At 60.9% G+C, this 14,130-nt stretch carries 9 protein-coding genes and 1 pseudogene; 3 read left to right on the top strand and 7 right to left on the bottom strand.

Going from position 1 to position 14,130, the window contains the following annotated elements; genetic code table 11:
* Positions 1-46 precede the first annotated feature (46 nt).
* From F561_RS0101315 to rlmN, 6 genes are all read right to left on the bottom strand, one after another.
* Positions 47-5,533, bottom strand: a complete 5,487-nt coding sequence (locus tag F561_RS0101315; RefSeq protein ID WP_019008127.1) for an Ig-like domain-containing protein — start codon at positions 5,531-5,533, stop codon at positions 47-49.
* Positions 5,534-5,583: 50 nt separating this feature from the next.
* The gene (locus F561_RS0101310) at positions 5,584-6,258 is read right to left on the bottom strand and encodes a hypothetical protein (RefSeq protein ID WP_019008126.1); all 675 of its coding nucleotides are present in this window, start codon (positions 6,256-6,258) and stop codon (positions 5,584-5,586) included.
* Entirely contained in the window at positions 6,255-6,950 is a 696-nt protein-coding gene (locus tag F561_RS0101305) for a redox-sensing transcriptional repressor Rex (RefSeq protein WP_019008125.1), read from the bottom strand. Before F561_RS0101305 ends, F561_RS0101310 begins: the two co-directional genes overlap by 4 nt.
* Positions 6,951-6,954: 4 nt before the next feature.
* Positions 6,955-8,160 carry an SPOR domain-containing protein gene (locus F561_RS0101300; RefSeq protein WP_026298508.1) on the bottom strand — a complete coding sequence of 402 codons (1,206 nt, stop codon included), beginning with the start codon at positions 8,158-8,160 and terminating at the stop codon, positions 6,955-6,957.
* Positions 8,157-9,785 carry a tetratricopeptide repeat protein gene (locus F561_RS0101295; protein ID WP_157451462.1) on the bottom strand — a complete coding sequence of 543 codons (1,629 nt, stop codon included), beginning with the start codon at positions 9,783-9,785 and terminating at the stop codon, positions 8,157-8,159. The genes F561_RS0101300 and F561_RS0101295 overlap by 4 nt, the downstream gene beginning before the upstream one ends.
* A 276-nt stretch (positions 9,786-10,061) precedes the next feature.
* A complete protein-coding gene (gene rlmN / locus F561_RS0101290) occupies positions 10,062-11,102 on the bottom strand; it encodes a dual-specificity RNA methyltransferase RlmN (RefSeq protein WP_019008123.1) in 1,041 nt (346 codons plus the stop codon).
* Between the two features lie 187 nt (positions 11,103-11,289).
* Here rlmN and F561_RS0101285 point away from each other — a divergent pair, with 187 nt between their 5' ends.
* From F561_RS0101285 to F561_RS0101275, 3 genes are all read left to right on the top strand, one after another.
* Complete coding sequence (locus F561_RS0101285) at positions 11,290-11,670, top strand: hypothetical protein (protein ID WP_019008122.1); 381 nt, start codon at positions 11,290-11,292, stop codon at positions 11,668-11,670.
* 93 nt (positions 11,671-11,763) lie between these two features.
* Positions 11,764-12,798, top strand: a complete 1,035-nt coding sequence (locus tag F561_RS24490) for a MerR family transcriptional regulator (RefSeq protein WP_019008121.1) — start codon at positions 11,764-11,766, stop codon at positions 12,796-12,798.
* Positions 12,795-13,715, top strand: a complete 921-nt coding sequence (locus tag F561_RS0101275) for an NAD-dependent epimerase/dehydratase family protein (RefSeq protein ID WP_019008120.1) — start codon at positions 12,795-12,797, stop codon at positions 13,713-13,715. Before F561_RS24490 ends, F561_RS0101275 begins: the two co-directional genes overlap by 4 nt.
* Before the next feature lie 137 nt (positions 13,716-13,852).
* Here the strand turns inward: F561_RS0101275 and F561_RS30450 are convergent.
* Positions 13,853-14,130, bottom strand: a pseudogene (locus tag F561_RS30450) (IS630-like element ISAva6 family transposase); the annotation flags it as partial.

Raw genomic sequence — 14,130 nt, 5'->3', positions numbered from 1 at the left:
AAAAGCTCCCCGCCTGTAATAGGCGGGGGGCTTTTGGTGGATAGCTTTATTCGTTCCGGGTAACAGACTTCGCTTCGCCCCGGTAGCGCTGTACTACGCCCGAGGATAGATCCTGAACGATCCAGTCTACCTGATAGACGCCAGGCTCCGTAAAGCCGTAAGACAGTTTTTGCTCTCCCGTGGTCTGGGGACGAACATCGCTGGCAATCAGAATGCCATTCCTGTACACCAAGCCGATCACTCGACTTGAACTGCTCAGAGAGGCACAAGTCAAAGGCACTAACTGCTGTTGGCCAACTGTGGGGGCTGCTGTAAAAGTCGTGGTGCTGCACCCCAAGCCCCAACTGGCGCTGTTGTGATTCAGCTGTCCAGAAATGAGGTTTGTGGGATCATTGAAAGCGCCACCACTGACCCCTCCAGCATCCGCGCCATCTGTGGTGGTGGAATATGTAGGGAGACGTTGACCACGGTCTACCTTGACCTTCACTTCCTGAATGTTGCGGTTGCCATCTACATCTTCCGTCGTGATACGCAAGACATAGTTTTGATCCCTCACATACTGCGAGCCGTCAATCTCAAGGGTGGGAATCAGACGGTCAAACGGTCCCGGCTGGCCGTTGAGGGTTTCATTCAGCAAGTAAGCGTTGGTAGGAGTGCCATCCTCGTTAATAAAGCGTATCTGGATGTATTTCAGGCCGGTGTCATCGCTGGCTTGAACAAATATCGCAGAGTCGCGGTTAAGAACAGGAAGCTGAGTTTGATCTGCATTCAAGCGTACAGGCAGACGAATAATCGCCGCTGGGGGATTGCTGCTCTGGTTGCGTGTGGTGAACTGAATCGTTTGTTCAACGGGTTGAGGATTCAGGTTGCCGTTCAGTTTCACCATCATGCTAGCGCGGAGGGTGTAGACATCGGCGGGTAAGCCAGCGAGGTCAAACGCTGGAGTGGTGTACACACCGTCCACATTGTCCTTGGCCGCGATGTAACGGGAAGCTACCAAACTGCCTCGGTAATCCAGCATATCGACACGGATGGCATCTTCTGTAATTGTCTTGGTTGAATCGGAGGGGTCTGGATAGGTCATCGGCTGAATATCAAAATCACTGCTGCGCCGTGTGACTGTCAGTTGTACGGGTATGTTAGGGGCTAAGACCAGAGCACCGTTGGCTGGAGCGGAGATAGCCAGTGTTGGGGCGACATCGTTCTTGACCTGAATCTTGACTTTCTCGCTGTCTTTCACTTGCCCTGTTGTGTTTGTGCCGCGGGCAAACAGCACAATCTCACCATTCGCATAGTTCGCAGTATTCAACGAGAAGCTATAGGGAGCGCTGGTCAGCATGCCAACACGGACATTATCGGCGAATAGCTCTACTTGTGAGATGCCATTATTATCAATGGCGCTGACGTTCACGTTGATAAAGTTGCTGAGGAGGGCGGTCGAAGTGGTAGGCGAGGTAATGCTGACGGTGGGTTTACGGGCCACTGTGACATTCACCGCTGTACTGGTCGTGCGATTTCCAGCAGCATCTATAGCCACGGCATAGACTTTGTTTGCGCCATTACGAACAGTGCTGGTATTCCAAGTGGCTGTAAAGCTTCCGCTTGTTGAGGTAGCTGGTAATTCTTCCCCACCTGCATAGAACTTGACGCTATCCACCTTGACATTGTCAGCGGCAGTGGCGCTCAAGGTGAAGCTATCGCCCTCAATAAGCTGGCCTTCAATTGGGCTGCTCAGAGTAATGGTGGGCGCTTCGGCATCGCGCAGAGTGAACGTGCGTGAAGCAGTCTGGGTTTTGCCCACGGCGTCTGTAGCCGTAAATTCCACGCTGTATGTACCGGGTGTGCTGGGAGTGAACGGCGCGGAGTAGGTGCCCCCTGCTTGTTGGCCCAGAACGGTCTTGCTGTTGTCTGGGTTGGTGACAGTGGCGCTGATGCTGACCACGCTGCTGAATTTGTCGGTGGCCGTTCCGCTGATCGTGATGGGTGCGGCAGTAAATTCTTGCCCTGCAGTCGGGCTGGTCACGTTCATGTCGGGCGGCGTCTGATCTACGGTCAGGCTAATGCTGCTCTGGGCGGTATTTCCTAGTAGGTCGGTGCTGGTGGCGACCAATTGATGTGCGCCTTCGCTGAAGCTGGCAGGTACTGGGCCGCCGTCTACTGTGTATGTGGGTGTCAGCGCACCAAACACAGCGTCGGTAGCGGTAGCCGTGAGCGTGGGTGAGGCGTTGCTGGTGACTGATCCATTGACCGGAGCCGTCCAGGCCACAACAGGTGCGGTCTTATCCACGAATACGCTGATCTTGGGCGCATTGACTGTGCCGACATTGTCGGTAAAGCGCACGGCAACGTCGTGCAGGCCATCATTCAGGGTATCGAAGTTGAAATTGAAAGTCGGATTGCCCGTGCTCTGTGTTTCGGTGGCAACGACAGTGTTGTCTATCAGAAGCTCTGCCGACTTCAGGCCGCTGACGGCGTTGGTGGTGGCGCTGGCATTCACATTCAGGTAGCCGCGCACATAGTCGCGCCCCGATTGATTGACGGTTTTCCCCTGAGGTGCAGCAGCAGGCACGGTCACGGTCACGGCCTGCGGAATAATGCTGCTCGCCGTCTGCAGTTTCACGCCGCTGACCAACGTGCTGAGGCTGGTATTGCCCGCTTTGTCGGTCACTTCGGCACGAAGTTCATAGGCAGTGCTATCGGTTTTTTGTGGATACCAGGAAAGGCTGCCACTGGCCGTCAGGATACCCACCAGTTCTTCGTTGCCCGTAGCGGGTTTGGCATACACCGCGATGTTGCTGACGCCGCTGCCGATGTCCTGCGCCTGCACTGCCACGCTGATGGGGCCACTGGTAAAGGTCTGATTGATGGTAGGGCTGGTGATCTGCGCCGTAGGTGCGGTGCTGTCGGCGGTGACGCTGACGGCTACGCTGCTCTTGTTGCCTGCGGCGTCGCTGGCCACGGCAGTCAGTTGGCGCGTCCCGTCGGCCAGATCGACCTGCACACCAGCGGTGGCGGCATCTACGTCTGATGTGGCTGTGCCGTCCACCAGATAGCTCACTGTGCCTTCGTTGCTGCTGGCGTTCAGGGTCACGCGGCCTTTGGTCACGCTGCCCGCTGCCGGAGACTGCCACGTCACCACTGGCGCAGTGTTGTCTACTGTGATGTTGACCAGTTGGTCCGTGGTGAGGCCCACCCCGTTGGTGGCCCGCACACGGAGATTACGGACGCCGTCGGCCAGCGTGTTGGTGTTGAGACTAAATTCATAGCTTGTCTTGCCACCTGCCGTGCGGGTCAGCAGAGCAGTCAAAGGGAGAAGTGTAGGGCCGTCATACAACTCGATGCTTGCGACACCACTTTCTGGGTCAGTAAAGTCGCTGCCCAGTACCACTGTGCCGTGCAGCGGGCCAGCGGGAACGGTCGGTGCTGTGCCCGCTATGGGCGCAGAGGTATCGCTGGCCGTCAGGCTCACCGTCACGATGTTGGCCGTGCTGACGGTGCTGTTCCCTGCCTTGTCGATAGCTGTGCTGATCAGGGTGTAGGTTCCGTTGGTAGGCACCCAGGTCACGCTGCCCGTATTGCCCTGTACCGTTCCGACCAAGATGTTGTTGGCCCGCACTTCAATACGCTCTATACCGCTTCCAGTGTCTGCCCCGGTCACTTGAATGGTTACTGGATTTTGGGTCACCGTGCTACCAGTGGCGGGGCTGGTGATACTGGTAGTAGGTACGGTGCCGTCGGCGGTGACGCTGATGGCTACGCTGCTCTTGTTGCCTGCGGCGTCGCTGGCCACAGCAGTCAGTTGACGCGTCCCGTCGGCCAGATCGACCTGCACACCAGCGGTGGCGGCATCTACGTCTGATGTGGCTGTGCCGTCCACCAGATAGCTCACTGTGCCTTCGTTGCTGCTGGCGTTCAGGGTCACGCGGCCTTTGGTCACGCTGCCCGCTGCCGGAGACTGCCACGTCACCACTGGCGCAGTGTTGTCTACCGTTACAGCGGCAGTCTTTTCGCCGGAACGCCCCACGTTGTCGGTGACCACAGCCCGCAAGGTATGTGTACCGTCACTCAGCTTGCTGGTATCGAGGCTGAAGGTATAGCGGCCATTCACGCCCGTGCTCTGTGCGCCGAGGCTGGTACTGCCGTCCAGCAGCTCCACTTTGGCGATGCCGCTGGTGGGGGCGGCGTCGGTTGCATCTACGGTGACAGTTTGTGTGCCGCGCAGAATTCCAGAAGGCAGGGTCACGGCCGTCACCGTAGGATTGATGGCGTCGGTGCTGCTGAGCTGCACCTGGATACCCGTCACGGTGCTGCTGCTGGTGCGGCCTACCTTGTCTGTCGCGGTGGCGGTCAGGGTATAGGTACCGTTCATAGGTGCCCAGATCACGTCGCCCGACGCAGCCTGCAAGCTGCCCACGCGGGTGACTGTGCCGCTGGCGTCGGTAGCGATCACATCAATTTTTTCCACACCGCTACCCGAATCGGTGGCATTCACCTTGACGGTTACCGGATTGGTGGTGACGCTCTGGCCCTGCTGCGGGCTGGTGAGCTGCACGCTGGGATTGGCGCTGTCTACCGTCACCGTTTTGGAGAGGGAATACTGTTTGCCGCCGTCCAGCACAGTAGCGGTCAGAACCTGTTTGCTGCCATCGGCGCAATCGGCCCCCAGCGTCCAGATGTTGCCTACGACTGTGCCGCAGGTGGCGGAATAGGTGAGACTGCCCGTTACGTCTTGGCCGTTGCGGACAGCGCTGGCCCGCAGATTCACGCTGCCGTTCCCGCTCACGAACTCGGCGGCGGGCGTAAGCCAGGTCAGGGTTGGAGGCGTGGTGGTCGTTCCGTCTGCGCCTCCCGTAGCTGCTGCCAGGAAGGTCAGATTGACGGTGCGGCTGGTGGCAAAGCCCACGCTGTCTACGGCCTGAATAGTCACGGTGACGGTTCCAGCGGTGCGGGCCGTACCATCTGCATTTTTGCTGAGGTCGGCAGTGGCGACGTTGCTTCCACTTGCCCGCACTGTATTGCCTTCCAGAATGTTGACCGTGACGCTTGCTGGCGTATTCGCCGCGTCGCCCCGCGTATCGCTGGCCCGCGCGACCAGGGTTGCGGCGTCACCCACGGTAAAGGTCGTGGCGGTGGCAGCAGCAGTACCGTTCAGGGTCACGCTGTTCAGCACGGGCGCGGCGTTGTCTACCAGAAAGGGAACGTTGAGCGTGGTGGTCAGCCCCGCATCGTCGGTGGCGACCACTTTAGCTGTGTGGGTGCCGCCCGTCAGTGCAGGGAGCGTCAGGATCATACGGCTGGCTGGCGTCAGATCGGTGTCGGTACCGCCATCAATGCTGTACACCACTTTCTTGATGCTGCCTTCCAGATCGGAAGCTGTAACTATGAATTGCCCACCGCTGGCGACATAGGTATCTGCACCGATAACTGTTCCACCCGCAGTTTTGACAACGATCTGAGGCGCAGTGTTGCCGCCGGGTGCAGGCGTGCTACCGCCGCCACAGGCAGTGAGGGCGGCAGTCAGCAGCCACAACACGGGGCTACGCTGAGGCGAAAAAGTGTGGGATAGAACAGTACGTGCTGGATTCATTCTTCAACTCCGGTGTCACTAATACGGAAAACTGGAATAGGCGCTTTGACGACGGGCAGAGTCTGACTGCGGCCCAGATCGTCCACGATGTTGAATGTGATGTTCATAGAGAGGTTGGCTGGGCAGGGGCCCTCAATGCAGTCGCCCGTCGCTGTTTCGCCAATACGTGGAGCGAGCAGTTGCACAGTGCCTGCATTGCTGCCGTTAGGGAAAGTCTGCTGGCGGGTGTATTCCACACGGTTGACGAAGGTACAGGTCTCAGGATCGACGGCGGTATTTACCGTGCCATCGGTCGCTTTGCAGGCGTACCCTTGCCACAGGCGGTCACCAAAGTTCTGTATATATTGCCCGCTGTTCTCGGCGTACCGGTTGCCGCTTTCATCGTTCACCGTGATCTGGGCACTGACGATCCGTCCGCCCACGCTGCCTGCCCGCGTAATAAAACTGACTTGTGGTTGGGTCATGACAAAGGTGCTGTCGATCCGCTTGAGCTGCTTGCTTGTTTTGTCGTACACCCGCTCGATAGTGACGTCAATCCGTGCGCCAGACACGCTGGCCTGAGAAGAAAATTGTGACCCGGTGACGCTGCCGCACGAGGCCAAAAGCAGTGGCAGGGCAATCAGGGCTGCTAGAGATCGGTTGTTCATCAGGGCGTTCATACGTGTATTCATTCGGTGTCCTCCGTCAGGGCAGCTTTCAAGGTGGGATTCAGGATGTAAAAGGCGAGGCGCTTCATGCCTGCCAAAAAATCGACGTTTTCAATGGTCACGTTGCGCCACTCGTCGCCGGGTTCGCTGACGCCGCCGCGTTCGGTGGTGCGTGGTTGGATGACGACTGGAGCAAAATTCAGGATGCCGCGCACGCCCGCATCTACGAGCGCCTGTGCAGCGTCCTGGGCACGGTCGGGGGGAACGGCCAGGAAACCCATATCTACGGGCGTGGCACTCACGAAGTCAGGCAACTGTTCGGTGTGCTGTACCCGCAAATCGCGGATGTTCTGGCCCACGATCTGGGGATTGACGTCAAACAGCCCCACGTACTGAAAGCGGTAATCGCTGGCTCCCGGATAGTTGGCAATCGCTTGCCCCAGCCGCCCCATACCCACGATGACCACGCTCCAGGTACGGTTCAGACCCAGCACCCGCACCAGTTCGCGCTTCAGAATCGGCACGGTGTAGCCCATGCCGCGTGTGCCGAAGCGCCCAAAATAGGCCAGGTCTTTACGAACCTGAAAGGCACTCACCTGGGCGCGTTCAGCCAGATCATTGCTGCTGGTGCGGCTCACATCCTGGGTTTCCAACTGCTCCAGAATTCGCAGGTAGGTCACGAGGCGGCTGATGGCGGCGGTGGGAATATCAGCCATAGCTTCAGCGCACCCGGAAGGAATCGAGGCCGCTGCTCGACAGGCGTTCTTCGGCACGGATCAGGGCGTCGCCGCTGAAAGGGCCGACCAACACGGTCACCTTGCGGCCTTCGGGGGCATTTACGGTGGGTGCGAAGCCCTGATCGCGCAGCGTGCCCACCAGATTCTGAGCGCCTTCTACCCGGTCGAATGCCCCCACCTGCAGGTACACCGGGCCATCGGGCGCGGCAGCCTGGGGCGCAGGTGTGGCGGCGGGTGGAGTGGCAGCAGGGGCCGTGACGTTGGGTGCGGCGCTTTCCGTGGCGGTGTTGGGTGCGGTGCTGCCGGAGGTGGGGCTGGTGCCACTGCCCGAGCCTCCGGTCAGAGTGCGGTTGCGGGGCGGGTACAGAATTGCCCCTGGGTACGCCCGCACGATGTCGGCCAGAGCCTGCCGCGCCGTGGCTTCGTCGGCAAAGGGGCCGATCTGGGCCACCACTTCGGAACCGAGGTCGATGGGATACACGCGGTAGCCGAGGCCGCTCACGCCTGCCGTGCGGCTGGTGGCGGTAGCTTCTGAAGAAAAGCTGCCGAGGCTGATGCGGTAATCGGAACGCAGGGGCGTGCGCGTTTCGCTGGTGGCGACCGCTCCGCCTGTACGGGCAGCGGGAGCCACCGGATCAGTGGTTGCTGGCGCAGCGGGCGTTGCGGTGGTCGGCGTTTCTGTGGGCACCGCTTCTACAGGCGCGGCTACGATGGTCGGAATATCGCCCAGAGATGTGGTGGCTTCTGTGGCCGCCGCACCCGGAGTGGCCGGGGTCGCCGCTGTGGGTGCTGTGGCAGCGGGCGTCGTGGTTGTTTCAGGTGCAGCCGTTTCAGGAACGGCAGGAGTCTGTGTCTGCTCAGGCGTCTGTCCGGTTACTGGAGCAATCTCTGCCGGAGTCTCGGCGGGCGTCTGGGTGGGTGCAGCAGTCGTGGTTTCCGGAGGCGTGACTACTGCGCCTGGCGCGGCGGGAATCTCGGCGGTTTCTGCGGGTGCTGGAACGGATTCGGCTGGCGTTGTTGGGGACGGCGTGTTGGCGGTCGTGCCGGTATTGCCCGAACGTTGCCCGAACAGCAAGAAGCCGAAGCCGCCCAGCAGCAGCAGCACCAGCAGGCCGATCAGAAGGTCGGGCCAGCGTGCGGCGCTGCTTTTGCTGCCGTTGCCTCTGCCATTGGTCTGCGGCGAGGTCATTTCAGGGCCGCCACAGCACGGACGTTGCCTAGGTTGGCCGCCGTCTTCAGGGCCTGTCTCGCCTCACTTTCGCGGCGTTGGGCACGCTGGGTCACGCCCAGCAGGTACCATCCCTCATCGTTTTTGGGATTGTCGCTGACCAGGCCGCGCAAAATGGCTTCGGCTTCAGGGTAGCGGGCGCTGGCGAGGAGTGCTGAGGCCAGATTCTGGCGGGCATTCACGCTCGGTTCCAGCTTCACACTTTCGCTCAGGGCTGTTGCCGCGCCCACGTAATCTTTGAGGGCGTACTGGCTCAGACCCAGCCAGAAGTAGGTATCGGCACTTGCGGCCTTCAGGGCACTGGACCTGAGGGCGGCGCGGGCATCGGCAAAGTTCCCCTGACGGTAGGCGGCGATCCCCTGCACGTACTGGGCACGGGCCAGGGTTGCGGCTTCAGGAAAGAGTCTGATGGCGGCCACAGCATCGGCAAAAGCCTGGGCATTTTGCCCCAGCGTCAGGCGTACGGCGGCGAGATCGGTGCGGTAGGCGGCATTTTTGGGGGCCAGTTTGACCGCGTTCAGGTACGCGGTCAGTGCGCCGGGGCGGTCGTTGCGGGCGACCCGGAATGTCCCCAATGCCGCGAATGTAGAGGCCGAGCGGCCATCGGCATCGGCGGCAGCCTGGGCAGCCACCACTGCTCCGCGAGTATCGCCGCCTGCACTCAGCAGGTTGGCCTTTCTCAGCAGCAGGCTGGCGCGGTCTGCTCCCGTTGCCATGCGCGGCGCGGCGGCGTCCAGTTCCCGAATAGCGCGGTCAGGCAGGCCCTGCGCCACATAGATATCGGCAATCAGGAGCACTACGTCGGCCCGTGACGGTTCGCGCTGCATGAGAGCGTACGCTCCGGGCAAAGCCTGTGCACTCTGTCCAGCCAGCGTTTGTGCCTGTACCAGCCGGAATTGCACGGCAGCGTCGTCGGGGGCCAGCGCCGCGATTTCGGTGAGGGTCGTGACCAGAGCAGCGTAAGCAGCGGCGCGGGTCTGCTCGGCAGCCAGGGCGTCCAGCACCTGCCGCTGCACGGTCAGAGAGACGCGGCCACGCGCCAGGGTTGCCGCGCTGCCGTACAGCCTGAGAGCATCGTCGTAGCGGCGTTCGCGGGTGGCGATCACACCGAGGTTATACGGCCCCTCGAAGCGGTCGGGGGCCAGCAGGCTCAACTGCGTAAACTCGAAGTTTGCCCCCTTGAAATCGCCCAGTGCAAACAATGCCAACCCGAGGCCGAAATGAGGCTCTGGCTGGGCATAGTTCTGAGCAACCAGCGCCTCGAATCCGGCGCGGGCCTGCGGGTAGTTGTTCTCTTTGAGAAGGCTCTGGGCCGCCAGAAGCTGAGTGGTCTGGGCCGCTGTAAAGGGCGTGGGTGCAGGCACAGCAGGCACGGCAGCAGCCTGTTCAGCTTGCTGTACGGTCTGCACTGTCTGGGCCACATTCTGTGCCGCTTTCAGGGTTGAGCCGATGCTGCCCGTGCTTCCCTGCTGGAGAGTGTTCTGAATGCCGATGCTGGTCGAAGTGTCGATCAGTGTCTGCCCCGCCGCGCTCGAGGTGAGGGCGAGCAGCAACAATGTCAAGGCCGGGCGAGTGGATTGCGTCACTTAAGAGCCTCCTGAGAGTCGGAAACGAATTGAGCCTAATCATCGGGTTCTTTCCAAACCCTTACTTTTTCAAGGGTACAGTGCCTGAAGGAGCCAGGTGGGCTGAACTGCGCTGGGCGCACCAAATTGTCTCATGACTGACGGGGCAGCGTGATGGGAAAGCCGCTGGGTTTCTCACAGCTCGGTGCGGGGACGTGAGAAATCCCCCCTGATAGCGTGAAGGCCGCCCATTACATGAAGATGGGCGGCCAGTAAGAGCAGAATTTTTGTCGGGCTTTAAATGCTTGCTACACTCCCGGTGACGGCGTCGGGGCGCTTGAGGGCCAGTTGTCCGCAGGCCGCGCCCGCATCCTTGCCACGCGAACGGCGCACGCTCACGTCCACGCCACGCGCCTCCAGCTCGTCGTAAAACGCCTGAATCTCTTCTTCGGTACTGCTCTCGAAGCCGGATCCATCCCAGGGGTTCATGGGGATCAGGTTGACGTGGCTGACCAGACCGCGCAGCAGCGAGGCCAGTTCGCGGGCCTGCCACAACTGGTCGTTGACCCCGCGCAGCATGGAATATTCAAAGGTAACGCGCCGACCGGTCACGGCCTGATATTCCCGCGCCGAGGCCATAATTTCGGCAATCGAGTTGCGGTGCCCGGTGGGGATGATGCGCTGGCGGGTTTCTTCGTCGGGGGCGTGCAGACTGATGGCAAGTTTGATACCCAGATCATCCTCGGCGGCGAGGCGGCGAATGCCCTTGGGCAGCCCGACCGTGCTGAGGGTGACTCGGCGTTTGCTCATGCCCAGTGCCTGTGGGTGCAGCAAAATCCGGGCGGCCAGCATGGTGTGGTCGTAGTTCAGCAGCGGTTCACCCATGCCCATGAACACCAGATTTCGCAGCTCACGGGGCGCGATGCCCTCGCCGCCTGCAACGGCCAACACCTGCCCCACGATTTCGCCGGGGGTCAGGTTGCGGCCAAAGCCCATCGCGCCCGTGGCACAGAAGGCGCACTTGGCCGGGCAGCCCACCATCGTGGACACGCAGATCGTGCGGCGATCCAGATAAGGCATGTACACCGCCTCCATCTGCCGTCCGTCGTGCAGCGTGAACAGGTACTTGACCGATCCGTCGGTGCTGCGAACCGTTTCTATTTCCCGGAAAGGGTTGAGCGCGAACTCGCCTGCCAGCTCTGCGCGGAGGTCGGCGGGCAGGTTGGTCATGGCTTCAAAGCTGCCCGCGCCCTGAACAAACACCCACTCCAGCAGCTGCCGCTTTCGGAAGCCCTCAAGGGGGTAAGCATCGGGGTGGAGGTCAAGCAGTAAACGCATCCGGCCAGTCTACGGGGTATAGACGGAACGCGGAAGGAGTTGGGGCACGTTATGGGGCCAGGGGTGCTGGACAGCCGGAGGTTGCCCGCCTGAAATTTGCCCAGCCGAGACCAGCCGAACATTCATCAAGTAGATTTCATCAAGGCTCACTCAGCGCCGACCCACACGCCAGGACTAGCCTGCATCCATGACGCAGCGCGACGACGATCAGACCAACGACCGACAGGCCCAGACCGACGACATGTCCAGAGAAGCCCGCCAGTCTGCCGAGACCCGCGGCGAACCCGTCGATGAAGGCACGACAGGAGAACTTTTGCAGGACAAGATGGCGGTAGAGAGCATTCTGCGGGCCGATGTAGACGACGACAGCCGCAATCCCAACGATCAGCCGGGCTTCGATGATGGACGCCTCGGCGGAAGCGATTTTGAGGACCGTCAGGGCACGCCCAACAACGATGGCGACAGTGATCTGGGCGGAGCAGCGGAGGGCGGCCTCGGCACCACCCGTAGTGGCGGTGTAGACGGCGGCCCCGTGAGAAGCAAACCTTTGCCCGGCACCGACAAGTAGACACTTATCAAACCACTTGGTCAAACCCAGAATTCGGCTCAACTCAGCATCGCTTACCATCAAGAGACAGCTGAGCAGTCAAGATAGGGAGCAATGAACGATTCCGGCGCTCAACCTATTTTGCCGGAACAGGACTCGACGGCCATGTTTACCGCCTCTGAAGTCTCGGCCCGCACGGGTGTTCTTGCCGTGACATTGCGCCAGTGGGAACGGCGTTACGGCTTTCCGTCGCCTGCCCGCAGCGAGAGCGGTTACCGCCTGTATTCTCCGCATGACCTGGCCCGTATAGAGGTGATGCAGGCCTTTTTGCGAGATGGTGTGCCTGCTGGCCGCGCTGCCGAACTGACGGTGCGCGGCTTTTTACCCGGAGAGGGTCAGCCCACAGACAACCCGGCCACCTCGCCCGCCGAGCGCGAACGGGCGGGCGAGGCCTGGTCGGGGGCGCTGCTGCGTGCCCTGATGGCTCCCGATATGGCTGCAGCAAGCCGCATTCTGGCCGAGGCGCAACTGCACCTCTCTGTAGAAGACGTGTTGATGGGCGTCATGTCTCCTGCACTGGTCAGCGTGGGAGAACTGTGGGCACGCGGAGAAATTACGATCGCGCACGAGCATCATGCCAGCGCCTTCCTGCGCTCCCGTATCACGGCCCTGCTGGATTCCGAGGGAGAAAGCACCACTGGGCCGCTGTTGGTGGCCGCCTGCGCTCCTGGCGAGCAGCATGAACTCGGGCTGATGATGCTGGTGCTGGTGCTGCGCCGCCGGGGGGTGCGGGTCACCTATCTGGGGGCCAATACACCTCTGGGCGACCTTGCCATTTTCGCGCGGCAGGTCGGGGCGCAGGGCGTTTTGCTGGCAATGAACGGAGATTGGGCGCTGGACGCCACACAGGGCCAGTGGCCTGACCTGAATGCTCTGGAATTGCCTCTGTTTCTGGGCGGCGGGTTGCTGAATGCCCGGCCCGAACTGGCAGCGACCCTGGGCGGCATCTATGCTGGGTCAGATGCGGCGCAGGCCACGCAGATCATTCTGGAGCGGCTGTCTGGAGCAGGCGGGAAGCCGACGACCTCTTCAGTTCAGGAATCTTTTGCAGGACAGATCCAGACCAACACGACGGAGGAAAAAGCATGAGGGTACTGGTGACAGGGGCAACGGGATTCGTGGGCAAAGCAGTGGTCAAAGAATTGCAGAACCGGGGCCACGAGGTGTTTGCGGGCAGTCGCAGCGGCGCAGCGGGCAACGCAGGTGCAGTGGGTGTGCCGCTGGATGTATCCGATCCCGGCAGCGTTCTGCGGGCCGTGGGGCAGGCCAACCCCGACGCCGTCATTCATCTGGTGGGCATCATCACGCAGCAGGGTACGCAGACCTTTGAGCGCGTGCATGTGGAAGGCACCCGCAACGTACTGGCCGCCCTGCCACGCGGTGCACGTTACGTGCATATGAGCGCTCTCGGCGCACGTGAGGACAGCAGCAGCCGCTACAGCAGTTCCAAGGCGCGGGCCGAGGCGTTGGTCAGGGCCAGTGGCACGGCCTTCACCATTTTTCAACCCAGCCTGATTTTCGGTATCGGAGACGACTTCTTTGGCCGAGTTCTGCGCGAGCTGGTCAGCGCCGCGCCCATCGTGCCCCAGATCGGTAACGGGCAGTTTCCCTTCCGGCCCATCAGTGTGCAGGATGTGTCGCGGGCTTTCGTGGGTGCGCTGGACTTGCCTGCCAGTGTAGGCCAGACCTACGCCCTCACCGGTCCCGATGAATTTACCTTCCGTGCCCTGCTGGAACTCGAACTGGCAGCGCTGGGCAAAAAGAAACCTATCCTGGCCGTGCCACTGGCCCTGATGAATCTGGCCGTGCCTGCCATGCAGATTCTGCCCAAGCCGCCCATCACCTCCGACCAGTACGCCATGCTCAAGGAAGGAAACACCGCGCCCAATGAACCTGCCCGCAGCACTTTCGGCCTGCCCATGCTGCACCTACGCGAGTATCTGCCTGACATCGTGCGGCAAGCCTTCCAGCGCCGCAGGAACGTCGGGGTAAGCGGTCCAGAGTAATAAGGAAGCGTCCACTCGTTCAGAGGGGCGCTTCCTTATTTGTTGACCAGAGCTGTAAAAACTGAGATTTCAGCCCAAAGAGCGTTGTTGCCTGTCTTGCATGCGGTGGGCGTCAGGGCCGAGGTATTGATACGAGCTTAAAATGAGTCCAAAACATGTTTGATCCAAGGGAAGAGGGTCAGCGATTTAACTTCCTGAGGGTTGTGCTGGAGCCGGACACACTCTGCGGCGATCAAATCCTCCACCTCTTGAAGGGTGTTGAGCGTCTGGTTGGCGATGGGCAGCTTCAGCTTGGTCACCATGGGTTCAGCGGGGGATAGTTCCGGCGTATACGCCGGAAAGGGCAAGAGGAAGAGATTCGGCGGCACCTGGAGTTTCTGGCTGGTATGCCAGCCCGCCTGATCGAGCAAGAGAA

This window comes from Deinococcus aquatilis DSM 23025, assembly GCF_000378445.1.
GTDB lineage: Bacteria > Deinococcota > Deinococci > Deinococcales > Deinococcaceae > Deinococcus > Deinococcus aquatilis.
This window is presented reverse-complemented; position numbering and strand designations above follow the sequence as displayed.

Bases quoted from the DNA above. Each gene is read 5' to 3' on its own strand.
- F561_RS0101300 (WP_026298508.1), bottom strand. From the start codon at position 8,160: ATGACCTCGCCGCAGACCAATGGCAGAGGCAACGGCAGCAAAAGCAGC.
- F561_RS0101275 (WP_019008120.1), top strand. From the start codon at position 12,795: ATGAGGGTACTGGTGACAGGGGCAACGGGATTCGTGGGCAAAGCAGTG.
- F561_RS0101310 (WP_019008126.1), bottom strand. From the start codon at position 6,258: ATGAATACACGTATGAACGCCCTGATGAACAACCGATCTCTAGCAGCC.
- F561_RS0101305 (WP_019008125.1), bottom strand. From the start codon at position 6,950: ATGGCTGATATTCCCACCGCCGCCATCAGCCGCCTCGTGACCTACCTG.
- rlmN (WP_019008123.1), bottom strand. From the start codon at position 11,102: ATGCGTTTACTGCTTGACCTCCACCCCGATGCTTACCCCCTTGAGGGC.
- F561_RS0101285 (WP_019008122.1), top strand. From the start codon at position 11,290: ATGACGCAGCGCGACGACGATCAGACCAACGACCGACAGGCCCAGACC.
- F561_RS24490 (WP_019008121.1), top strand. From the start codon at position 11,764: ATGAACGATTCCGGCGCTCAACCTATTTTGCCGGAACAGGACTCGACG.